This window comes from Desulfuribacillus alkaliarsenatis (assembly GCF_001730225.1).
In the GTDB taxonomy this organism is placed as follows: Bacteria; Bacillota; Bacilli; order Desulfuribacillales; family Desulfuribacillaceae; genus Desulfuribacillus; species Desulfuribacillus alkaliarsenatis.
The window spans coordinates 235599-259149 of sequence record NZ_MIJE01000030.1; the positions used below are offsets into that span (position 1 = coordinate 235599).

20 protein-coding genes are annotated in these 23551 nt (G+C 37.6%); 12 read left to right on the forward strand and 8 right to left on the reverse strand.

Going from position 1 to position 23551, the window contains the following annotated elements; genetic code table 11:
* Nucleotides 1-65 precede the first annotated feature (65 nt).
* From BHF68_RS09620 to BHF68_RS09630, 3 genes are read right to left on the reverse strand one after another with little or no spacing between them, the layout of a single operon-like run.
* Nucleotides 66-1412, reverse strand: a complete 1347-nt coding sequence (locus BHF68_RS09620) for an ABC transporter permease (protein WP_069643421.1) — start codon at nt 1410-1412, stop codon at nt 66-68.
* Entirely contained in the window at nt 1405-3495 is a 2091-nt protein-coding gene (locus BHF68_RS09625) for a COG1361 S-layer family protein (protein ID WP_069643422.1), read from the reverse strand. Before BHF68_RS09625 ends, BHF68_RS09620 begins: the two co-directional genes overlap by 8 nt.
* Before the next feature lie 18 nt (nt 3496-3513).
* Entirely contained in the window at nt 3514-4221 is a 708-nt protein-coding gene (locus BHF68_RS09630; RefSeq protein ID WP_069643470.1) for an ABC transporter ATP-binding protein, read from the reverse strand.
* A gap of 221 nt (nt 4222-4442) precedes the next feature.
* Here BHF68_RS09630 and BHF68_RS09635 point away from each other — a divergent pair, with 221 nt between their 5' ends.
* Both BHF68_RS09635 and BHF68_RS09640 read left to right on the forward strand, forming a co-directional pair.
* Nucleotides 4443-4856: a VanZ family protein gene (locus tag BHF68_RS09635; protein ID WP_301553624.1), complete on the forward strand. Its 414-nt coding sequence runs from the start codon at nt 4443-4445 to the stop codon at nt 4854-4856.
* A gap of 164 nt (nt 4857-5020) precedes the next feature.
* Nucleotides 5021-7303, forward strand: a complete 2283-nt coding sequence (locus BHF68_RS09640; RefSeq protein WP_069643424.1) for a hypothetical protein — start codon at nt 5021-5023, stop codon at nt 7301-7303.
* Here BHF68_RS09640 and BHF68_RS09645 read toward each other — a convergent pair.
* A complete protein-coding gene (locus tag BHF68_RS09645; protein ID WP_069643425.1) occupies nt 7271-8266 on the reverse strand; it encodes a D-alanine--D-alanine ligase family protein in 996 nt (331 codons plus the stop codon). The two genes, BHF68_RS09640 and BHF68_RS09645, sit on opposite strands and share 33 nt — an antisense overlap.
* A gap of 24 nt (nt 8267-8290) precedes the next feature.
* Nucleotides 8291-9211 carry a tyrosine-type recombinase/integrase gene (locus BHF68_RS09650; protein WP_069643426.1) on the reverse strand — a complete coding sequence of 307 codons (921 nt, stop codon included), beginning with the start codon at nt 9209-9211 and terminating at the stop codon, nt 8291-8293.
* 181 nt (nt 9212-9392) lie between these two features.
* On the opposite strand from BHF68_RS09650, the gene BHF68_RS09655 reads away from it, so the two are divergent.
* The 7 genes from BHF68_RS09655 to BHF68_RS09685 all read left to right on the forward strand — a co-directional run bounded on the left by BHF68_RS09655 (nt 9393) and on the right by BHF68_RS09685 (nt 14958).
* Nucleotides 9393-10736: an HD domain-containing protein gene (locus BHF68_RS09655; protein ID WP_069643427.1), complete on the forward strand. Its 1344-nt coding sequence runs from the start codon at nt 9393-9395 to the stop codon at nt 10734-10736.
* Between the two features lie 21 nt (nt 10737-10757).
* Nucleotides 10758-11249 carry a YwgA family protein gene (locus BHF68_RS09660; protein ID WP_069643428.1) on the forward strand — a complete coding sequence of 164 codons (492 nt, stop codon included), beginning with the start codon at nt 10758-10760 and terminating at the stop codon, nt 11247-11249.
* Between the two features lie 206 nt (nt 11250-11455).
* A complete protein-coding gene (locus BHF68_RS09665) occupies nt 11456-12037 on the forward strand; it encodes a SurA N-terminal domain-containing protein (RefSeq protein ID WP_069643429.1) in 582 nt (193 codons plus the stop codon).
* A 232-nt stretch (nt 12038-12269) separates the two neighbouring features.
* On the forward strand, nt 12270-13571 hold the full coding sequence (locus BHF68_RS09670) for an ATP-binding protein (RefSeq protein WP_069643430.1): 1302 nt from the start codon (nt 12270-12272) through the stop codon (nt 13569-13571).
* 85 nt (nt 13572-13656) lie between these two features.
* The gene (locus tag BHF68_RS09675; RefSeq protein ID WP_069643431.1) at nt 13657-14259 is read left to right on the forward strand and encodes a hypothetical protein; all 603 of its coding nucleotides are present in this window, start codon (nt 13657-13659) and stop codon (nt 14257-14259) included.
* Nucleotides 14260-14359: 100 nt separating this feature from the next.
* A complete protein-coding gene (locus BHF68_RS09680; RefSeq protein ID WP_069643432.1) occupies nt 14360-14611 on the forward strand; it encodes an AbrB/MazE/SpoVT family DNA-binding domain-containing protein in 252 nt (83 codons plus the stop codon).
* A complete protein-coding gene (locus BHF68_RS09685; RefSeq protein ID WP_069643433.1) occupies nt 14608-14958 on the forward strand; it encodes a type II toxin-antitoxin system death-on-curing family toxin in 351 nt (116 codons plus the stop codon). The genes BHF68_RS09680 and BHF68_RS09685 overlap by 4 nt, the downstream gene beginning before the upstream one ends.
* Before the next feature lie 67 nt (nt 14959-15025).
* Here BHF68_RS09685 and BHF68_RS09690 read toward each other — a convergent pair whose 3' ends face one another.
* A complete protein-coding gene (locus tag BHF68_RS09690; RefSeq protein WP_069643434.1) occupies nt 15026-15358 on the reverse strand; it encodes a hypothetical protein in 333 nt (110 codons plus the stop codon).
* 238 nt (nt 15359-15596) lie between these two features.
* Between BHF68_RS09690 and BHF68_RS09695 the strand changes: the two genes are divergently transcribed.
* The 3 genes from BHF68_RS09695 to BHF68_RS09705 are packed head-to-tail and all read left to right on the forward strand — an operon-like array spanning nt 15597 to nt 20908.
* Complete coding sequence (locus tag BHF68_RS09695) at nt 15597-16244, forward strand: sigma-70 family RNA polymerase sigma factor (RefSeq protein ID WP_069643435.1); 648 nt, start codon at nt 15597-15599, stop codon at nt 16242-16244.
* 22 nt (nt 16245-16266) lie between these two features.
* Entirely contained in the window at nt 16267-18819 is a 2553-nt protein-coding gene (locus tag BHF68_RS09700; protein ID WP_069643436.1) for an S-layer homology domain-containing protein, read from the forward strand.
* Complete coding sequence (locus tag BHF68_RS09705; RefSeq protein WP_069643437.1) at nt 18809-20908, forward strand: stalk domain-containing protein; 2100 nt, start codon at nt 18809-18811, stop codon at nt 20906-20908. Before BHF68_RS09700 ends, BHF68_RS09705 begins: the two co-directional genes overlap by 11 nt.
* Before the next feature lie 25 nt (nt 20909-20933).
* Here the strand turns inward: BHF68_RS09705 and BHF68_RS09710 are convergent, their stop codons facing one another.
* A complete protein-coding gene (locus BHF68_RS09710) occupies nt 20934-22175 on the reverse strand; it encodes a COG1361 S-layer family protein (RefSeq protein ID WP_069643438.1) in 1242 nt (413 codons plus the stop codon).
* Between the two features lie 176 nt (nt 22176-22351).
* Nucleotides 22352-23503, reverse strand: a complete 1152-nt coding sequence (locus tag BHF68_RS09715) for an HD domain-containing phosphohydrolase (RefSeq protein ID WP_069643439.1) — start codon at nt 23501-23503, stop codon at nt 22352-22354.
* Between the last annotated feature and the right edge of the window lie 48 nt (nt 23504-23551).

Below are 23551 nucleotides of genomic sequence, written 5' to 3' on the forward strand. Positions count from 1 at the left end.
GCGCCGTTGCCGGTACACATGCCAAAGGATTTACTGAATCAAAGAATATAAAGATCTTTGCCAAATTACTTATCAGTGCGAATTGCATCTAAGGCACTAATATTCATTGCCCTTCGAGCTGGTGAATAGCCAGCGACTAAACCTATTAGGGTTGCGAAAGCGATGGCTGCCAGAGCTAATTCAACTGGAATAATGGACAAGCCTGTCTGACTTGTTGGTCCCATAAATCCACTGCCTAGTGTGTTTAATAGCCGTGATACTCCGTAGCTAAATCCTACCCCTAGTAAACCACCGAAGAAGCCAATCATACCAGCTTCAATTAAAAACATCCGTTTAATATCGTCTAGATCAGCCCCAATAACCTTCATTACGCCAATTTCTCTAGTACGTTCATAGATGCTCATTATCATTGTATTGGTAATACCGATTGCGGCAACGAACAAGCTAACACCACCAATTCCACCGAGGATTGCTTGCATTTTTCTAGATGTTTCTTTCATGGAGTTAAGGATATCCGTTAAGCTATGGGATTGAAAGCCCATGGCTTTAATTGTATCCTGCACCTGCTCTACCTTAGTAAAATCATTGACTTTTACTGAAATACGTTCATACTTATGCTCGTTTTGCTGTTGTGGCTGACGAATATCCTGTTGCTGACGTTGATTGCGCCTGTCCTCCTGTAATATTCTCTCCAGGGCATCTATATGCATATAGGCGTAGTGATCTTTCTCGCTAAAGCTCTCTGCTAGTATTCCAACAGCTGTAACATCAAAAGTTTTAGCTGGCTGTTGATTAGGGCCACTATCACCTAGATTAGAACGGGGTTCGCCGTAACTCATGTCGGAGGTTATTACTAGCTTGCTAGTCATTAGGTCTATTGACGAAGTGCCGCCACCCATCCATCCATAATGCTGATTTCTTAGTCTTGGATTGTAGAAGTTATAGGGTACGTACTTGCCATAGACAATCGCATCTCGATCAGTTGCTGATAGCAAGCGGCCAGTCTCAACCTTAAAGCCAAAAACGTCCATCACATCAGGGTTAATTCCAATAATCGGAACGTGCCCGACATAGCGACCTGCACCCATCTTCATATAGGCTGTTTTTATTGGCATGACACCAATCACGTTAGGTATGCTGTTTAAGGTTTTTACTGCAGAGTCGTCTAGCTTTGGTGATTGATTCTGCTGCATGCCAGGTTCATAGTAGCCATAATTATGGATTTCAATAATCGTCAAATCGCCCATATAAGATAGCTGCTCTTTAAAGCTTTCGTCCATTGCAATCCCAAGTGAGAGCATGATAACGATTGAGGCAGTACCAATTATTACACCGAAAATGGTTAATAGGGTGCGGGTTTTTCGCCTGATGAGATTACCTATAGCCATTTTTAATAGATCAAAGCTATGCATGGAAGTCCACTTCCTCTAATTCACGCTTGCGTTTGCGGCGCTTATAGATAAACAAGCCAGCAATTAGCAAGAATAGTAGTCCGCCACCAATGTAGTAGTAAAGCTTTGTGTTAGATTGTGATGGTTGGTAATCAAAGTCTATGTCAGGATACATCCCCCCTGGGCCCATGTATGGGTCTTGCCATTCCTCTAACTGGACAGAAAATTCTCGCTCAATAACGTATTTCTGATCTATTGGGTCTAGGAACTCAAAAATTACTTTACCGGTTAGCTCACCAGCACCGATTGGATTAACCGTAGCATCGTAATAACTGTTTTTACCAGGCTCGACGTTACCGATGTATATACTGCGGTCGCGGGTTTCGAAATTACCTTCCAGTCTGATTATCAGGTTGCGAATTGGGGCTCGGCCAGCATTATAGAAATCGGTCGAAACAGGTATTGGGCTACCAATTGAGGCAGTTGGTGGCAGCTCTATTTCTCCTACTATTAGGCGCACCTCTTGCATTACAGGGATTCCAATAACCTCCCTAGTAGAGTAGGAGTTGCCGTCGCTATCCTCATATTGAATATCTAAATGTAGGTTATGGGTCTTAAAGGCAGCATCAACGGCAGGGCGTAAAGTCAATGTCCTTTGGGTGGTGTTGTTAGCATCGATGTTTTGTATGTAAAAGGTGTTACTGGTATTTACAGGCGAAAACGTGTCACCATCTGAGCTGAAATTGACTGTAATGTTTTTGATAGATTCCTGGAAATGTGTGTTTAATAAGGAAACTGTTAAATTAAAATCGCTGCCAGCCTGCACGTAGGTTTCATTCATATAGTAGTTTTCTAGGATTAATTTTGGTGTCATGCGCTCTTTTTCTTCATCGTCATCTTCTTGCTCTTTGCCTTCTATTAAAACACCGACGTATTGTGAGAATGAATGCTGTGTCTGATTCTGACTACTATTTCGAGCACTTGTCTGATATTCTACTAAAATTTGAATTGGATAGTTCTTAGTTTCTGCCTGTTCGCGGGCAAATAGGGTAAAATTGAAGTCCTTTGATGCCCCAGCCTGGAGTGTATGCAGCGTATGTATTGGCATCGATTTTGGTAATAGATCATTGCCGCCGTTTATTGAGATTTTAACGTTATCGGCTTGTTCTTGACTACGATTGTGTAACTTGAAGGACACACTAAAAGGCTCGTTTACAGCAATTTTTTCAGTAGGAAAAGTGATTGACTCTAGCCGTAAATCGGCGCTACTAGCTGTTTCATAATGTTTTTCTACTGGTATGTAGATAATTGCTTGTTCTTTATAGGTTCTATCGAGTGGATCCTTGTATTCGATAAAGACATCGAGGGAATAGACACCACTACTTAAATTGGAATCGACTGTGACATCAAAAAACAGTGAATCATTAAAATGCTTCGGACTTAGTTCGGCTAGTGTTTTCTGGTCACGGTTAAGGCCTTGTAGAAATATTGTTGATTGCGAAAATCCGCCTAAACGAACTTTTATGTCTTTGGCTTTTTGCTGACTATCGTTAAAAAGGTCGATGGTAATTCTTCCTGTTTCACCTGCAAGTAATCGATTGTTAGCAACTGTGCTTTTGTGTAGTGTCACCTTCGGAGTCTCTATATTATTTTCAACTTTTACATAGATTGTTTCAGTTGATGAATAGGTGCTACCAGATAAAGATCGATATTCTAAGAGCAGACTTAGTGGATAAATTTTACTCTCAGCCTTTGGGGACACCTTTAGGCGTAGGGCAATATCGTCGCTAAAACCAGCATGGATCATTGAAGAGCGCACTTTTGGTACGAGTGTTTGAATTTCGAATGGATATATACTAGGATCAGTACTCACGTTCAAAGAAGCGTGTATATCTAAAGCATCCTGAAGACCTTCGTTTCTTACGGGGATGGCTAGACGTACTTCGTCTCCTGCCTTAAAGACAGGCATTTTATATTGGCTGCTGATAACAAGCTGCGGTGCATCAACAGGTGAGGCTTGAACTAATAGCGGATTAACTGCAGCAGATAATAGTGTAATGATTAGTATGACAGCTAAAGATATTGTTTGTTTCCGGGATTCCATGAAAATCCTCCTTGAGATTTAAGTTAAAATATTTCCATCACTGATGGTAATTACACGGTTTGCATGGGTAGCTATTTGCTGGTCATGGGTAACGATAATCATCGTCTGTCCATTTTCCCTGGCGATATTTAGCATTAGATTGATTACATCGTTAGTGGTTTTTGAGTCAAGGTTACCAGTGGGTTCGTCAGCGAAAATAACTGGAGCCTTTGTAACGAATGCCCTAGCTATGCCGACGCGTTGCTGTTGTCCGCCACTCATCTGCGAAGGCTTGTGGAGAACGTAGCTTTCTAGTCCGACTGCCTTTAGCATTGCAAATGCACGTTGTTCGCGAATCTTTTTAGGTACGTTGCGAAAAGTCAGTGGTAGACTGACGTTTTCAAGTGCTGTTAAAGTTGGTAATAAATTATATGATTGAAATATAAAGCCGACGTGATTTTGTCTGAAGCGAGTAAGCTGGCGCTCGTTTAATTTATGTATTGGGATTTTATGAATTTCTATAGTACCTTTAGTTGGTTTTTCTAGACCAGCCATTAGGTTAAGTAGTGTTGATTTACCAGAGCCAGAAGTCCCTAGTAAACAACAGATATCGCCTTTGTTAATGGTAAGCGAGACATCGTCAATCGCTACTACCTTTTCCTTGCCAATGCGATAGACCTTGCGAACGTTTTTTAATTCAATTGCATGCTTAAGTTGAAGTTGATTCGGTTGAAGCGGATTCGTAATACTCACCTCCTTATTGGTACTTGTGGTAATATTTAGTTTTTGCTTATATAGATTATACGTTATAATTAAACAATAAGTTTCATAACAACCAAAAATCTTCCTGTTATTTCGTATGTAGCCAAAGTTACAGGTAATACTAATGTGAAAATGGTTTCCAGGAGGATTCTGATACTATCAAGAAGACAATTAATAAGGCTACAAATAAGACCACAATATTGTACTTGTTACCTTTTGTTAGTTGGGTTATAGTGATTGTTATACTATCTTCACAACCTTATGAGAGACAAAGCTTGCAGGGTTTTCTTCAGGAGCACATTAGTGAAGAGATTGTTCAGACATACGCACCTAATGTTACTTACCAATCTATTGAGTTTGTGATTCGGAAAACAGCACATGTTATAGTGTACGCTGTTTTGGGTATAACCGCATATATAGCCTTGCATTTATTTAGTAAACGAAGAATAAACCGTGTGCTTGGGTCTATGCTAATTGTCTTTGTTATTGCGTCAGCAGATGAATTCTCCCAGTATCTAAGAACTACACGAACTGGTATGTGGGAGGATGTTGTACTAGATTTCTTGGGAGGGGTTATCGGGGTAGTAATTGTTGCTAGGAAGTCAAAACTTATCAAGTAGTAAGAATAAAACGCCATTTTGTACCTAAAAGATAAAATGGCGTTTTTTATTATTAATTGTTCAGGAAAATGCAACAATAATTGTCAATTTCAGGAGGAGATACGCGATTTATGTCGAAATAAAGTGAATAAAGGATAACTATAAATTATCGGGGGTTTAACAGTTTGGATAACAAATCTTATGCAAATAGAGATACAGAATTTAATTGCCTTTTCAGAGCGGTATATACTAATAAAAACATCATTTATTTAAAAGCGGGTAAAGCATGTGGTGTAACGTCGTTCGCAAAAGAATGTTTGACTAGGTTAAATTCAGAGACGGTTTTATATATAAATACCGTTAACAATTCTTCAATGAGCCACTTATTACTGGAGGTACTTGTAAAACATCCTTATAGAGAAACGCTTCAAAAAATAGCTGATGAAAAGCTAGGGGAAAAAAGCGCTACTCTATTAACTAGCTTTTTACAAAGCATTCCTTATGCTGGAACTGTAGTTTCGAATCTAGTTGAGAAGCCACAAGCTGTGCCAATATACACTGGTAACTACTCGTCTGCTTTAGAAGAAGCAATTATTCATTACTTTTCAAGCACCTTTAATAATCGTGTTATCATATTTATAGATGCAGCGCAAAATTTAGATGAGAATTCACATCAAATAATTGAGCGAATAGTTTCTAATAATGTTTGTATTGTCTTAATAATTACAGAGGAAGATGATAATTATATTAAAATGAAAAATTATCTTACTGGGGTAGAAGGAATTAGTAGTGCAACTATAGACTTTGATTTGCCACATGTTAAGTTAATTAAAGAGCTTGCTATTTTTTATGGTTATGAAATAGATACAGAAGAAGCAGAAATAATTGGCTCTACAGCAAAGAAAAATATCCATAGAATTGTAGAGATGATTCAGAATTATGAAAAAGAGGGCTCTTATAAGTTTAATGAGTTGGAAAAAGGAATAGTATTATTATTATACATATGTCGGTTTGGGCTTGATGAACCAACACTTTTATCTCTTATAAAGGTAAGTCCCATTTTTTCTTTAGACGATTTTGCAGAACTGTCGGAGATTATAGAAAATCTAATTGCAAAAAACATTGTTAAATTGTCAATAACAAATGGTAATTACAAAGTATTTTCGCTAGATACCTTGTTTCATCCAGAGGTTGAAAGGTGCATACAATCTTATCCTGATAAACTATTTTATTCAGAAATAATATTTCAAAAATTTTCAAAACGAACAATCAAAAATAATATTCCAATGTTACAACTATTATATGACTTGTCAATACAGTTCTCAAATGACTTAACCAAGAATTTTGCAATTCAGTTAATGAAAGCAAAACTGAAAAACGGAGAAAATATCGAGCAAGAAGTTGTGAAAAATTCTATGCTCTCTTCAGATGATGAATCAGAAAGTATAATTGCTGCAATCTACTATTGTAAAGAGAGACATTATGGAGAATCGTTGAAATGGTTGAATAACTCTATTAAAAGCCATGCTACCAATCCAGACTATCTTAATTTAAAAGCAATATTATTAAACCGTACCCGCAAACACACTGAAGCTCGAGATGCTCTCTATAGGTGTATTGAATTAGAATATGACGCTGCAAAAAAGAATATCTTGTTATCATTTTTAATAGCAAACTATATGCACTTAAACAATCTTCACGCTGTAAGAGAATTATATGATTATCATAGAGAGAATCTACATGAGACAGAGAATTTTGGCTACCTCGCTAGAAATGCTGCATCAGCATTCGTAGATAGCAATGTTATTTATCGCGCAGCTTTAGATAATTTTGAAATATATAAAGATGAATTTGGGTATTATAGTACATTAACAAACTGGGGTTATTCTATGCTATACAATGGGCAACACGAAACTTCACAAAAGCTACTTATTGAGGCCGAAAAAGGCTTGATGTCATTTGGAAAAACTAATTTGCATATTATTTATAACAATCTTGGGATTTATTATTTATTACAGAGAGACCTTAGTAATAGTTTTAAGTATTTAAATTCGGCTAAAAGCTTAGGGTTAAATAATATGCCTAAGATATTTGTTGACATAAATACAGCCTGTTTATATGTTTTATGTGACAGACCTGAAAAAGCCCTTGAGCTTATTAGAAGCATAGAACAGTCTGTTATCTCACACCCTGTTGATCGTGTGCGTCAGAAATACTATATTAACCGAATACTTGTTGAATATAGTAATGGAAATACAGATTTGAAGCAGTTATTTGATTTATGTATGAAGTATAAGGATCGATATAATCCACAAAAAACAGTAAAAAAAATAGAAACTTACAAAAAACTTATGAATGAAAACTCATCGTTTGATATAAATATGATAAACACACTCTATGATCCGTGTGGACTAGAATATTGGTATACAGATCCATTAAAAGTTCTTTCCGAACGTGTTTTGGATTAAATTATTTCTATAAAGACTCGAATAAACAATATTTAATAATAAATCTTCGTAATCAATTCCTATATGTGTTGCTGATTGCTTAATCGAGGATTGCTCTCCTAAATTACAACAAACGTTAAATTCTATAAAGTATGGAATGCCAGAATTGTTATCTACAATAAAATCAAATCTAGTATAGTCTAGCGGTTGTATCAACTCATATAATTTTTTTGAGAAATGATTTAGTTGCTTTTCAAGGGTAGAATCTTCGTTAATGGTTCTATATAAGCCTGTATCAATTTTTCGCTTCTGTTTATATGTGACCACATTTCCTTTACGCACTGAATATTCTCGAATGCTCGGGAGGAAAAATGGTGATTGAAAGTTATTCAATACTGGAGAAGTATAGTATACACCAGTTATATACTGTTCCAAGATAGCATCAAGGCTCTTATTATGTAGAAAACGTATTCTTGATTGCGCGTCGTCCCATGAATAACAGATTGAGTTTTCGTCAATAAATTTTGAAGAGGCACCGAACCTAGGTTTAACAAAATATGGGCCTTTGAAATCTGGTTGCTGCATCTTTGCTTCTATATTATATGTCTTCCATTTAGGTGTAGGGACTCCTGCATGTTTTGCTAACATTTTTGCTAGCTGCTTATCCTCGGCTATTGCCCGTATGTTAGGTGTTGCTCCAAGGTAAGGTATGTTATGATACTCTGCTACAGAAGATACAAAAACTTCAGAGTTCCGAAATGGCATTCTATTATAAAGTGAAAATATATAATCTGCATCTAGTTCCGATTGAAGCATTATAGAAGGATTATTGTAAGAAACTAGCAAAGGAAAGTTGCTTAGTAATATTTGATATACTCTATGATGGTATTCTGCATATATGCGGTCTTCTATGTCACTTGGAATAGGTTCATTTGTGTATGATGGTGCATAATGAGCTAGATAAAGCATTTTAATATTTTTCATTGTTAAACCCCCGATAATTTATAGTTATCCTTTATTGACAACTATTTTGTTTCGGGGGTGTTTAGTTGTTAGAATTTGTTTTTGTTTTGTTGAAGTTACATGTGTATAGATTTGTGTAGTGGTTATAGAACTATGCCCTAGTAGTTTTTGAATATAGCGTATATCTACATCTTCCTCTAGAAGTAGAGTAGCAAACGAATGCCGAAACATATGGGGGGTTAAATGCTTATCGACATTGGCTTGTTTTGTATATTTTCTTATTATAAAGCGAACAGACTGCTCGGAAAGTCTTTGGTAAAAGCGATTAACAAAGAAATATCCACATTGTGTAATATGCTTAGCAAAACATTGCTGGTAGTTTTTAAGAGCATTTAAAACATCAATATTACCGATTTGTACAATCCTTTCCTTTGAGCCTTTTCCAGAGATTCGAATAAGTTGGCTGTTTATATCAACATCATGTTCTTTTAGCGAGCATAGTTCAGATACCCGTACACCTGTTGCAAAAAGTAGTTCTAACACAGCAATGTCTCTTGTAACTGAATTATTTGCATGGGTAGTACCTTTTTTTTCTGAATATGATGCTGAAAGGATTTTTTGTATGGTTTCTATAGGTATTGTTTTAGGCAAAACAAAAGGTTCTTTGAATTTTACGTTGATTTTGTCAAATGGATTACTGATAATGAGCTCTTCATATTCAAGATGATTAAAGAATGCTTTTAAACAAGCGATTTTCCGTTTAATGGATTTACTTTTATAGTTTTTATGGATATGTGTGATGTATCCTGTTATTGTTTGTTTATGTATTTTTTTGTTAATTGAATCTAGATAGGTTTGGAATTGCTGTAGGTCAATGGTGTATGCCTTAATTGTTTTAGGGCTTAATTTTTTTTGGTACTGACAGTAACCAAGATAGCTGTTAATTAATTCTTTGAGATTTTCCATAGTGTGCTCCTCCATTAATTACAATGTATGTAGGTTATAGTAGTTTTTATTTTACAGTTTTTTTAAAAATATCAGTATTCAATTCGTGAAATATAGTGTAAGGAATTATGAATTTTTATTTTTGGGAAGGATTTTTATACATTTAATAGAAATAATAGGAAAAGTATTTTGGGGTGGTTTGATGAAGGCATTTCGTGATCCTGTACACAATCTTATTCGATTTGATAAAGATTCACAAATTGAAAGAATGATTCTCGATATAATAGATAGTAAAGAGTTTCAAAGACTACGTCATATTAGACAGTTAGGGTTTAGTTTTTTCACTTACCCAGGTGCTGAACATACTAGATTTGCCCATTCATTGGGTGCTACCCATTTGATGAAAAGATTTATAGAGCAAATCGAGAGAACAAAAAATAAACATGTCAATGTAACTATCGATGAAATTACTGACCAAAGAGCATTAGCACTTTGTGCTGCTATCTTACATGATATTGGTCATGGCCCTTTTTCACATGCTTTAGAAAAAATGATTACAGTTGATAAGGTGAATCATGAGAAGTGGTCAGTGCAGATAATCAAGGGAAATACGGAAGTCAATCAAATTCTAGAGAGTTACAAATCGGGATTTGCTAATGAGGTTGCCGAGGTTATTGAACGGACTCATAACAGTAGAGCTATTGTTAAGCTTTTGTCAAGCCAGCTCGATACTGATCGTATTGATTATTTGTTAAGGGATTCGATGTTAACTGGAGCTGGATATGGTACTTTTGATCTGGAATGGCTAATCCATGTTTTAAGAATCGGAAAAGTAGGAGATCATATTGAAGTAGGATTAGATTTGGAGAAAGGGCTAAATATTGCGGAAGATTTTGTTATGGCTAGATATTATATGTACCAGAATGTATATTTCCACAAGACAACCAGGTGTGCAGAACAGTTTGCTATGAAAATATTTGCGAGAGTTCAACAGTTGCGTGCTTCAGGATATTTCATAGAAATGCCATATGAGCTTGAAAAACTATTATCAGCTAAAGATTTACAGGAGGTATTGCAGCTATATCCATATTATTTAGGGTTAACAGATTTTAAAGTATGGTATTATATAGATAAGTGGTGCAATAGTGATGACTTGGTGCTGTCGGGCCTATGTAAACAGCTATTGGGACGCGACTTATATAAGGAGTTTGTTACGAAAGAAGGATTTGATTCATATAAAAGTATAATAAACTTAGCAAACCTGTATGAAAAGGAACATGGGATACCAGTAGAATACATTTTACTAGAAGATGATTCTCACAGTAGTGCTTATAAAGATAATTATATTAGTAGTAAAGCTAAGCAAGATGAAGGACAAGAGGCGGAAGCAACTGAGCAGATTTTCTTGTTTGATAAAAGTGGTGAAGCTGCTGAATTATCTCAAGTTAGTCGAATTATTAATGAGATTAGAAATAATAAAATCAGGTTTAAAAGAGTGTTTGTTCCGAAGGATTTTAGAAATCTTTACATAAAAAAATATGGTTAATAAAAATGGGAGGCGATATGTGTGTTTGATAAAACGTATAAACTACTTGCTTTCTTTTCTAAGACTGGGGTTTTGACAGGGAGAAAGAAGCTCCAGAAAATGGTACACTTGTTGCAGAGAAAGGGAGTTTCATTCGATATGGATTATGCATATCACCATTACGGGCCTTATTCTGCAGATTTACAGGCAGAGGTACAAGAATTAGTTGATCAAGATTTTCTTATAGAAGAAATGAAGGATAATACTTATCAATATTACATGACAGATAAGGGTACAGAATTTCTAGAGATATTAAAAGAAACAAAAAAAGATGCATTTTCTGTACCAAATGATCTGATGGTATTATTAATGGACGAGTCTTCACCCTTCCTGGAAGTTGTGAGCACCTACGCATATCTCCTTGATAACGGTTATACGGATGAAGACGCTATTGCAAAGTTGAAGGAACTAAAGCCAAAACTTGAGTGCCATTGGGAAGATGCCATAGCCTTTTATAAAGAGAAGTATAATTAAAGCAGAGAAAGTTTAAGTAAAACAAAATAGCATTTTAAATAATAAAAAAGTGCCTGAGACCATACTTCAGGCACTTAATTAATTAAGTCAACATCAATGCATAGGGTAGTAGAATATGCTGATGCGATACTAATATTTTCCCACTGGCAGGAATATAAAGAGCTTGATTGGGAAGTATACAACAAAAAGTAAAGGAGTTTTGCAAAATGTCACGTAAACTGATAATTATAAGTACGCTATTAATATTAAGTTTTCTTTTTGTAGCTTGTTCGGCACAACCAGAACCTACACAGGAGACAAATGAGCAAGTTGTTGCCATTGTAAATGGCAAGGAAATAAAATCAGATCCACAAATTGAACAGCATGTATTAGATAACCTGATTAGAATGGAAGTATTTCGTCAAGAGGCCGAATTTAAAGGCTACATTGTTACTGAAGAAGAGGTAAATGCAAGAATTGATAGGATGGCAAATGAATTTGGAAGTCAAAGAGACCTTGAATCGGCACTAGAAGCTAATGATATGACTATGGAAATGCTCAGAGATAGTATAGCTGATGAGATGTTAATAAATAAATATATTAGTCAGGAATTGCCACAGCCCACTGTTGCTGAGGAAGAGGTAAGGACGCTTTATGAACAATATAGAGCGATGCAGATTATAGACCAGCCTTTTGAAGATATAAGAGAGAGGCTGGAGAATGAAATTCGCCAACAAATGCTAGAACAGGAAATAGGCGTTATAATCGAAAGGTTAATGGATGAAAGTTCAATAGAAATATTAATATAGTCGACTGTTTCTAAACATAATATATTTGCAATCAGAAGCACTCCGTCTATTGTGGACTTATAATCCAAATTATACGGAGGTTTTTTTGTGTATATTCGAAGGCATTGGAAGGCCTTAGTATGAACTTTGAGGATATAAAGTTTTTTATGGCGTAAAAAGTGTATTTATGATACGTATATTCGTTGCAATAAATGTAAATGATAACGTATAATACTACATAGAGGTGATAAATATGTATCGAAGTGCTATAGAGTTGCTTCATAAATGGAGGCAAAAGAAAAATAAAAAGCCACTTATTATTAGAGGAGCTCGTCAGGTAGGAAAGACTTGGCTTATGAAGCACTTTGGTCAAACGGCCTATAAACAGATGGTCTACATTAACTTTGATAATAATCAGCAGATGAGACATCTATTTGAAACTGATATGAAAACTGATCGAATTATAACTGGATTAGAGTTATACGCGGGATATAAAATTGACCCAGAAGACACCTTAATTATATTTGATGAGATTCAGGAAGTACCGAAAGCTTTAACAGCACTAAAGTATTTTAATGAAAATGCACCTGAGTATCAGATTATCTGTGCGGGTTCTCTTTTGGGTGTAGCTCTGCATAAAGGAACTTCTTTCCCTGTTGGAAAAGTAGAGTTTCTTAATTTATATCCGTTATCATTTAGTGAGTTTATTAGAGCGATGGGGAAAGAGCAGTTTGTTGAATTGATTGAAAAAGGCGAATTTGAATTGGCTACAACATTTAAACAGGAATACATTGAGCTACTTAAATATTATTATTATGTTGGTGGCATGCCAGAGGTAGTTGCTAACTTTTCTGAGAATCAAGATTTCAACGAAGCAAGAGAAATACAAGAACGGATATTAGCTGCTTATGAGCAGGATTTCTCAAAGCACGCACCGAACGATATTGTTCCTCGGATACGTATGTTGTGGAACAGCATACCATCACAGCTTACGAAGGAAAATAAAAAGTTTATATACGGAGTAATCAAGGAAGGAGCGAGGGCCAAAGATTATGAAATGGCTATGCTTTGGTTGGCGGACTGTGGTCTTATTCACAAAATACCGAGAGTTACAGCTCCTAGAATTCCGTTAAAAGCTTACGAAGACTTAAAGGCTTTCAAACTATATATGCTGGATGTAGGGTTGTTATCTTGCATGGTTAGGTTAAACCAAACAGTATTACTTGACAGAAACGAGCTATTTGCAGAGTTCAAAGGCGCTTTGACAGAACAATATGTATTACAGCAATTAATTACAAAGCAAGGTCTGAAGACTTATTATTGGACAAATGAGAGGGGCGGTGCTGAAATTGATTTTCTAATAGATACTGGAAAATCGGTTGTCCCTATAGAAGTTAAAGCAGAAGTAAATTTGAAAGCTAAAAGTCTAAAGACTTTTTACGAAAAATTTTCTCCGTCAATATCTATCCGCACAGCAATGCTTGACTATAGGCGAGATGACTGGCTGTTAAATTTGCCGTTATGGGCAATAGAAGCTGTAGACACTCAAACGTAAAGTGTATAAAGATATTGCGCCTTCTTGACCAGAACATATGTTTGCTATATAATGATTGGTAACTAATGTGGAACGGAGGGAACGGATGAAACATATTGAACGGATGACAGAGTTAACAGGGCGTTATACGCTAGACAAATTAGTAGCACTACTACCAACATACCAAAATGCGGGAAATGCCACCGAGGTAATCTGGAGTGATGGAGAGCGCTTAATCATACACAAGAAGCTTAAATATGTGTTACATGATTTTAAGCGTAAATCTTTATATAACGTAGATTTACTTATGAAGGAGCAGCAAGTGTGCTTTGCTAGAAAGCAGATTTTACCTGTACCTATTAGTCCGCGTTGTATTCTAGTGCCAATTAAGTATAGAAAACCTATAGGTGAGAATGATGGAGCTTATGGGTACGTATCAGTGGACTGGATAGAGTCAGTAGAAGAGATTAATTCACAAGGTTTAGATTACTCGGTTATCATTCTTAAGGATAATTTAGGGGAGCTATCTACTATCACTAAATCAAGAATATTGAAGCAGTTGATAATGATTGTGCAAACCGTGGGACGACAAAGTTTTTCCAATGTCCATGCTAATGAATATTGCAGTGTATATGGCAATGCATATGATACTGTACTTGAGAATAAGCGAAATTATGGTGTGCAGGAACTAGTAATATCTATTAAATAGTTAGATTGATAAGCTGTTAAAAACCATTATTATGAAGTTTGATAAGATTTTAAATCGATGTTATAATTGTTATAACGATTTTGATTAGAGGTGGTATAATATGAATAATGCAGAGCGGAAGATAACTAAAATAGGAAATTCATTTGGCGTGACGATTCCAAATGAATTGTTGAAACAAGCTGGTTTAAAACATGGTGATGATATTCAACTAGAACTAAAAGATGGTGAGATTAAGATTTCGAAGAGTCGCATGGTTGCTTTGCCTGAAGGGATTTCAGATGACTTTTTTGATGTTTTGAATGAAACTGTATCAGACTATGATCGAACAATTAAAGGCTTAGTAAAACGATGAGATATTTGTCAGAGCAAGAGGTTATAGCGATTAACTATTTCTTGATTGAAAGATATTCATCGGGAGAGCAAAAAGGGGTAAAACAAACAGTTTTTGGCGCAGATGCTTATGTAGATGTGTTTGAAAAAGGGGCAGCCCTATTTGAATCCATAGCTAAAAATCATTGTTTTCAAAACGCTAATAAGCGAACTGCCTTTGTGGTACTATTACAATTTCTATCTTATAACGGCTATTATTTCAAAATGGATCAGCAGGCTGCCGAAAACTTTGTGGTAGATGTCGTAAATCATAAGTATGATTTCAAAGAAATAGTTAACGTCATCAAAGAAAATTCAAGGGTTAAATGAAGATATCCAGTGCTATAAGAAAAGAAGCCTTAGTTAAAGGGGGGCGCGTTGCGCCCCCCTTTAACTGTTATTGCTTGCTTTTTAGTAAAAAAATCTCTTCTTCAGTTTTAGCAATCTTTCCTAGCTGGAAATCAAGCCTACGATGGATGGCAGCAATGTCTTCTTTTGTAGCTAATTCTTCTAAGTTTCTTATTACTTGGTTTAGAATCATTTCTTGCTTATCCTCGAGATTCTTGATATCAGTTTTCATGTTTGAGATGTCTGTTTTCATGTTTGAGATATCGGTTTTCATGTTTGAGATATCGGTTTTCATGTTTGAGATGTCAGTTTTCATGTTAGAGATATCAGCTTGCATACCTGTAACAGCATTTAAAATATTTTGCAATATTTCTTCGTTCAATTATTTCACCACCTTTGTAACTATTTTCCGAGTTAGCATGTTTGTTATAACATTTTACCACATATATTAAGGTTGTTCAGCATTTTTTTACGTCGAAAACAAGAACTTATGTTCTGGCAATCCGTACTCAACCGTCAGTTTTTAAAACTCTATATTACAATTTAACTTGATTTGTCTGTATTCTTTTCGTAACGCGCGAATACAAGGGAAGTCGGCTTCTCCACTAGGAGAAAAGTTAATGAAAAACCATGAAAGCCATGAACATCATGCATATCATGCATATCATGAACATCGTGTAGAGGAGTTTCAACAGCAGTATCAAGTTCAATCTGAGAGTTATCATCAATTATTTGAGCAACTGGAAAAGGATTACAAGCCGTTGTTGCAGGGGGCGGTGTATCATTATCGCTTTGCAGGCGAGAGGGAAGATTTGTTGCAAGTGGCTCGAATCAGCTTCTTCCAAGGGTTATTGCAGTTTAATGGTGGTAGTGGGGTTTACTTTGGTCATTATATTAAGCGTAAAGTATACGGTGATTTGCGCACTTATACTCGCAGGGAGATGCGAACTAAGGAAAGGGAGCAGCTTGCAGCAGTTGATGAGAAAGGTCAATCTCTGATTGAGACGTTGTTAATGAGTGGCGACGATGATCATGACAGTGTGGAATGCAACTTAACCTGGCAATCGTTACTTGATTGTCTCTGTTTGTCTGAACAAGACCGTCAGCTTATAGAGTTGATTTATCGGATGCAGTATCGCTTTGCTGAGATTGCCCGCTTGTGGAGTATGGATGCAAGCACGATTCGTAAGCGCCATAAGCGAATATTATCTATGAATCTAGCAAGTCGTTGTCGTGCAACTGGAAATGATATAATATATAGACAATAGTAATTGAAACGAGGGGACTACTATGCTGAAGGTCATTAGAAATAGGGTTGCTATCAATCATCTAATCTATATATTAGTAGGTATTGTAGCTTTAACTATGGTTATTGGTAGTGAGGCTGCGACTGCTAAGGAGATGTCAATAGATCAACGAATGGATGTTGAATTATCTGACCTTCAGTTAGCAGCTTGGGCAGAGCCAGAGATTCGTCAGCTAATCCTGCGAGGAACGATTGGTGGGTATCCGGATGGGACGTTTCGTCCTAACAATCCGATTCGTAAGGTAGAAGCTATTGTAATGGCTGTGCGTGCCCTTGGCTTGGAGCAAGAGATGGGGCAATTTACCGACTTAAGTGACCCATATTTCTATATACTTGAAGGACAGGGATTAGATTGGGCTAAGGATTATTTGCGAACGGCTAGAAGAAATGGTTTAATTCTTAATTATGTAGAAGAACTAGATTGGTATGAGCCTGCCAACAGAGCATGGATGGCGCGCTTGATGGTACGGATGATTGGTAAGGTTGATGAGGCGAGGGACAACCAACAACGGCTATTTTTCCAGGATCGTCATCAAATACTACCTAATCAACAAGGGTACGTGCAAGTGGTACAGCGGGAACGGTTAATGTCGGGATATCCAGATAATACTTTTAGACCGAATGCGACGATGACAAGGGCTGAGTTATCCGTGTTGTTCATGAATTACTTCAACAGCTATATGACGGACTACACACTACATAAGTATAATTATGGTACGATTGAAGAATATTTGCCAGCGTCAAGGGAATTGATTGTGCGGACTAGGGAGCAAGGGCTCAAGAAATATACAGTTCACCCTAAAACATTGGTATTCTTTCTTCCAACGCAGGGTGGAGAAAGGGTAGTTCATAAGCGCAATGTAAGCAATCTACTACCTGGACAATCTATTGATTATTTGTTAGCTGGTAATGAGATAGTATATATTGAGCTTCGCAATGAAAATATGCGTAGTCAGCCAAATATTAACCGAGATTTTAATTTTGATATACGCGGAGATATTTATTATGTAGGTTTTTATAGGGAGCAGGTGCAAGCTAATAACCAAGGCCAGGGAAGTCAACTAGGCACGGTTCGTTTTGAAACGGTAACAGGGGAAAGTCAACAGTACGCGCTAGCGCAAGGCTATACAGTGACTGATATTAACGGCAATCCAAGCTCACTTAAAAAAGATGCATTATATCGAATGTATTTCTCGCAAATGGAAGATGGCGAGCAAGTAATCCATCGATTAGTAGAACAAGATGGTAGGCGAACTACATATACGGGTGAGGTGGCTATGGTCAACCCTGTCAATTCTCAGGTGATGGTTCGCCATACTCAGCAGCAGTCAGAGACTTTTCTTATTGCAGATGGGATCAGGTTGACTTTTCAAAGTGGTGAGTATGTCAGGGTGTACGCTTATGGTGATTATATTTATAATTGGGAGCGACTGCGTCCTATATCGGATGAGGGTTATTTCTCTAAGTATGATTCAGAGCGACACGAACTATATTTAACGGATCGCTGGGGGAAGGAACAGATTTACACCTTGGCTGAGAATATTCAACTGTCAATCCCGCGGGTTTCCCGACCAACGGTAGATGATATTCATGAAGATGATTACGTACGTGTTCGCTTTGATCGTTATGACCAGAACAGGAATAATAAGTATGACGAAGTAGTGCAAATACAAGTGGTAAATCAATTGATGGGAAGTATAATTACTGCTAATTCAAGTCGGATTACTTTTGTTGATGAGCATGGTATAGAAAGGATTGCGAGGGTAGCCGATAATGTTGCAGTCACAATACCTGGTAATAGGCAAAGGGCGGAAATTCGTGATTTACGTAAACATGACCGTGTACAGCTCCGATTACATCAGGGAAAAGTAGATCAAGTAACTGTTTTTCAGCGAAATGTACAAGAGGGCGTTGTGTTCGACTTGCGTGTAATTGATACGGGAGAAACGATATTAATTCTAGGAGACCACCCATATAACCAACAGGTATATCTAGTAACTCCTGATACACGGGTGCAATGGCAGCGCTTTGATAATATATCATTACGGGAAATCTACACGGGCCAACAAGTAAGAGTTTGGTACGACGGGGATGAAGCGACCCATATTGAGCTTGTTGACAGTGGAACAGTCAAGGGGCAAGTGATAGATTACGCATATCAATCGCTGTGGCTACAGGGGACGCAGACTCCGAGGGTGCGCTTTATGACGACGGACAAATTCTCGGATTCAGATTTGAGGGGATATATGGGGCAAATTGTCGAACTGCAATTCCAGGATAGTAGGGTGACAAATATTCGTATATTACCAGAGGATGCTAGGGAGTATACCCTTATTAGTGTGAGTTTAGATGAGTTGAGTATAAGGGTACGCGCTGATGATGGTAAGCAATTTGTATATTGGTTGCCTGAAGAAACGATGCTTATAGATGGTTATCGTCAATCCGTCGAAAAGCTAGAAGGTTTATATAGGCTCAGAAGTAAAGTTGAAGTCGAAGTGGTTAATGGAATGGTGGTATCGATAAAAAATGGCTCGTAAACTGCAAGGTATATCCTATAGCAAACTTCGAAAAGAAGTCGTATTCAAATTGTTGACAGTGGTTGTAGTGGCTTTTGCTATGCTTGGGGTAATGGGTGCACTAGCTACAGGTGCACAAACATCAAATGTCCTCGCCAATGCACAGCGGAGCTTTGACTCAGAGATACGGCCCAATGCTGAAAATGTGGTGCGAGTGTTTCTGGACGGTGCTGAGCTTAGCTTTGACGTGCCGCCAGTTATTGTAGAAGGACGGACTTTGGTGCCGATGCGGGCTATTTTTGAAGCCTTTGGCGCTGAAGTCGACTGGAAGCATGAAACACAGACAGCTACAGCCACCAAAGGTGGTCGAGAGGTTGTAATTACGCGCTATCTCAACACAGCATGGGTTGATGGTGTAGAAACACACTTAGATGTAGCGGCACGAACGGTGGACAATCGGATGATGGTGCCGTTACGATTTGTATCAGAAACCTTAGGGATGCAGGTGCAATGGACAGAACGGGAGCAACGAATTGATTTGTTCACAGCTTCGAGTATTGATGCCAGACTTTCATTCGGACTCCAACCGCCACAGCCGATTTATTTTCAATCGAGAAATACGTTCGTGGATATGGTGCCAACTATCTATTATAACCTGGTATTAAGCTTTGATAATCCAAACTCCTGGTCGAACAGGCCGCTGACAATTCGCACAATTGTCTGGAAGCCTAACGGTTCAATGTTAATGGATTATGTGGGTAATCCGATAGAGATTTCCAGCGGTGCAAGGGAATTTCGTCATTACGGCCGTATTCAATATCCAGGGTCTGAACGCAATCAGCCTGGGGTAGCTAATCCAGTACACTGGGATTTAGGCGAATATAGGGTTGAGGTATGGTTAGATGGAGAACGGACTGCAGCTAATACTTTTACGGTCGTACCTGCAATTAATGACCAGGGAAATACGTCAGCTAATATGTTTAACAGTGGCTTAGTAGCTAGGCAGGCTGATAGATTTTATGTGGTTGGGGCAAACGGTAGCTTGTATAAAGGGGAAGTTGGACGAACGGAAGTAGAACAATTGACTACTGATCGGGCGAACTATATTAACGTACAAGGGCAATGGATTTATTTCATTAACCTTTCGAAGGATCAAGTAATAAGTCGCATTCGCTTTGACGGTAGAAATGATACTAATGCAAGCAACCCACATCTAATCCGTCGTGGGGAGGCAGAGACGATATCCCATGATGCAGCGGAGCAATTGCTGTTAATAGATGACTGGTTATATTATGTGAATCTATCTGACGACAGAAAGCTGTACCGAATAAGGACGGATGGGTCAGAGAGTCAGCTAGTGCTAAACGATTCAATACTTCAATACTACATTCATACTAATCCGTTCACGCAGGCGAATGAGATTGTATATATAAAGTATGAAGATACCTATAGATATTACATAACACCAGAGGAGCAGCGCAGAAGACAAACAGAGGATATACAACCGTGGGAACGAAGGGAGCATAATGTAGGAATTGGCTCGTTGTACGTGGCAGATTTGAAAACAGATATAGCAGACATGTCAACGAATGAGAGTAAAAAGCTGTACAATGGTATGGTCACGGGTATGATTGTAGAAGGAACGTACGTATACTTCCTTAAGCCAATTGACAATGGCTGGAATCGACGGGTTTCAGGTAGGGTAGCAGGGAACTTATATAGGATGGAGTTATCAGATACTGGATCTCAAAAATCTAATGTGGATTCAAATATTTATAAGCCAGAGGCAGTTGCGATATTGGGAGATAAACAGGTGACGAACTTTTACGTAGATGCTGACATGCTAGTTGTTCAGGACGATCTTAATCGTGGTAGAGTGTGGCATGTCTACACGCCAGACGGTGAATATGTCAGAGAAATTCAGACAAATATTACACAACAAGCTGTAGATACAATAGGGGAGTCGTTCTATCAGAATCGCTCAACATTTCCTGTCACTTATATGAACCGCATGGATCGCTGGATGTACTACTACGTAGGTGATAAAGATGACAAAATATCAGATAATATGCCATTACGTACTGATGAGCGCTTGATTATAGTAAGATAGCAGAAAAAATCCTGGGAGACTACTCTCAGGATTTTTTGTAAAGCACTAACCAAGTTTGAAGTAGCAAAGTGATAGCAAATAGTACTGCCAAGCCCCAACCAGCGAAGGTGGTTAGTGTAATCATGTCTAAACTGGAGTTGGTTGATACTTGATTACCGTTAGGTATTTCAGAATTAGATGTGTTAGCGTAGTTATCTGTGTTTCCATAGTCTCCAGTATTATCAATCCTTGCTTGCGTGTCGATGTCACTATTAGTATTTGGTTGTGTATCAGTGTCATTGCCATGAATAGAGTTGCTATTGGAATTACTGTCAGTATTACTATTAGAGATACTGCTGGAGTTGGAAGCAGTATTGTTGGAATTATTATTAGAATTTGAAACGACAGTATTATTAGATACAGTATTGTTAGAAGCTGTATTATTAGCAATATTGATGCCAACAAATTGCGAGAATGATTGTTTTAGATTATTAGCACTACTATTCGTGTCGGTATCGAATTCTACCAATATCTCAACAGGATGATTTCTGGTATTAGCATTAGCTGTTGGGAACATCGTATAGCTTAATGTTTTCGATTCTCCTGGACTTAGAACAGGGATGCTTTGGATTGGTGTTGATTTTGGTAGGATTACTGTTCCACCATCAACACTTACTCGTATGTTTCTTGCAGCTAATGTACTTGTGTTAGACACTGTGAAGCTGATTGTAAAGTCTTGATTTGCACGTATTTCTGCTGTCGGATGCTGAATATTAGTAATATTTAATTGGGCTTGACTCTCTGAAACCGTCCGCCTTACTACTGGTAGGAAAGCTTGGTATGTGCGACTGTATTGCTGATTGAATTCATCTCTGTATTCGAAGGTTACATCTAAAGTATATATCCCACTAGAAAGTGTAGGAATCGTAGTAATATCAAAAAATACACTATCGTTATAATGGTTAGGTTTTAGCTCAGATAACTTAAAAGTATCCTTAATTGGCCCCTTCATATATATGGCGTGGGGTGAAAAACCATGTAGTCGTACCGTTATATCTTTGGCAGCCATTCCACCAGTATTGTGCAAGTCTAAAAAAATGCGACTAGTCTCTCCAGAGAAGAGGTTTTGCTGGGGAACGATTGTATTATGCAAGCGGATAATTGGGGGCTCCGCTTTATTGTCATTTATATTGTCGTTTGCTTGGTTGGCTTCGGCAAGTTGGGGTGCCAGGAAAACTAATGATATTATGAGCAAAAACGGTAATATGATTACTAGCTTGAATCTCATTTGCGAACCTCCTCAATCTTAAAAGTATTGCCACAACTATTAATGTAATTGCTTGCTGCGAGTATATACTAATAGTATATACAAAATACCCACACTGCTCAGGTGTGGGTTGTTGTTAATAGAGGTATTATTATGAATTTATGGTTATAGAAGTAAAAAATCGCACTTATATAGTGCTATTTATCTTTGTATTTGTTTTTAATTGCTACGAACTTATCAAAGTTATCGATAAAGACTTGTGTCATATGTGGGTCAAAATGTTGGCCCTTTTCTTCTTTAAATAGATTAAGGACACGGTCGAGCTCCCAAGCTGGCTTATAGCATCTATCGCTGGCCAGTGCGTCAAATACATCAGCAATTGCGCTTATTCGTCCATATGGGTGAATTTCTTCTTCTTTCAGGCCACATGGGTAGCCGCGGCCGTTCCATTTCTCATGGTGCTGGTGGGCAATTATGGCGGATGCTTTTAGAATTCTGCGATTCGAGTTAACTAATAATTGATATCCAACCGTTGTATGGGATTTCATTTCATCAAATTCTTCATCTGTAAGTTTACCAGGTTTTTTGAGGATGGAGTCTGGGATTGCTACTTTTCCAATATCGTGCATTGGAGATGCTAGTTTAATCAACTCAGCTTCTTCTTTAGGCATACCAGATAATTCTGCTAGGAGCTTCGATATTTCAGCCACGCGCTTAACATGATAGCCTGTTTCCTTAGAACGGCTTTCTCCAATTTCAGCCATCAGGAAGATGATCTCTTTTTGTGTCTTTTCAATTTCTTCATTTAATATAACGTTTACTAGTGATTTCTCAGAATAGGACGCGGCCATCATTAGTTGGTCAATATCCGTTTGGGAAAATACTTCTGCTTCGGTCATTTTGTTGACTGCTTGGTACGCGCCTAAGACGTCACCTTCATTATCAAATAAAGGGATAGCGAGCATTGCCTTAGAGCGATAACCAGTTTTCTTATCGACTTCACGATTGAAGTTAGGGTCAGTGTAAGCGTCGTCAGTAAAATAAGGTTTTTCAGTCTTAACTACGTAGCCAACAACACCTGTGTCTGCAGGGATGCGAATTTCTTTAATACCGTGGGCAACGCGGGTCCATAATTCATTCTTGTCATGGTCAAGTATCCATAGCGTGCAACGGTCTGCAACTATTAGGTCTCTACCTAAATCGGCCATTAGCTGTAGAAGATTATCGAGCTTTGACTCGTTGGCGATTTTTCCAGCGTAGGTGAAAATTAGTCGTAGCTTTTCGTCAGATGTTAATTCTTTACGATATGTATGTATATTAAGATTTCTTTCAATGTCATGATCTAGCATATGGTCTCCTCCTATTCTAGTATTAAAATATATTATATTGAATCTACC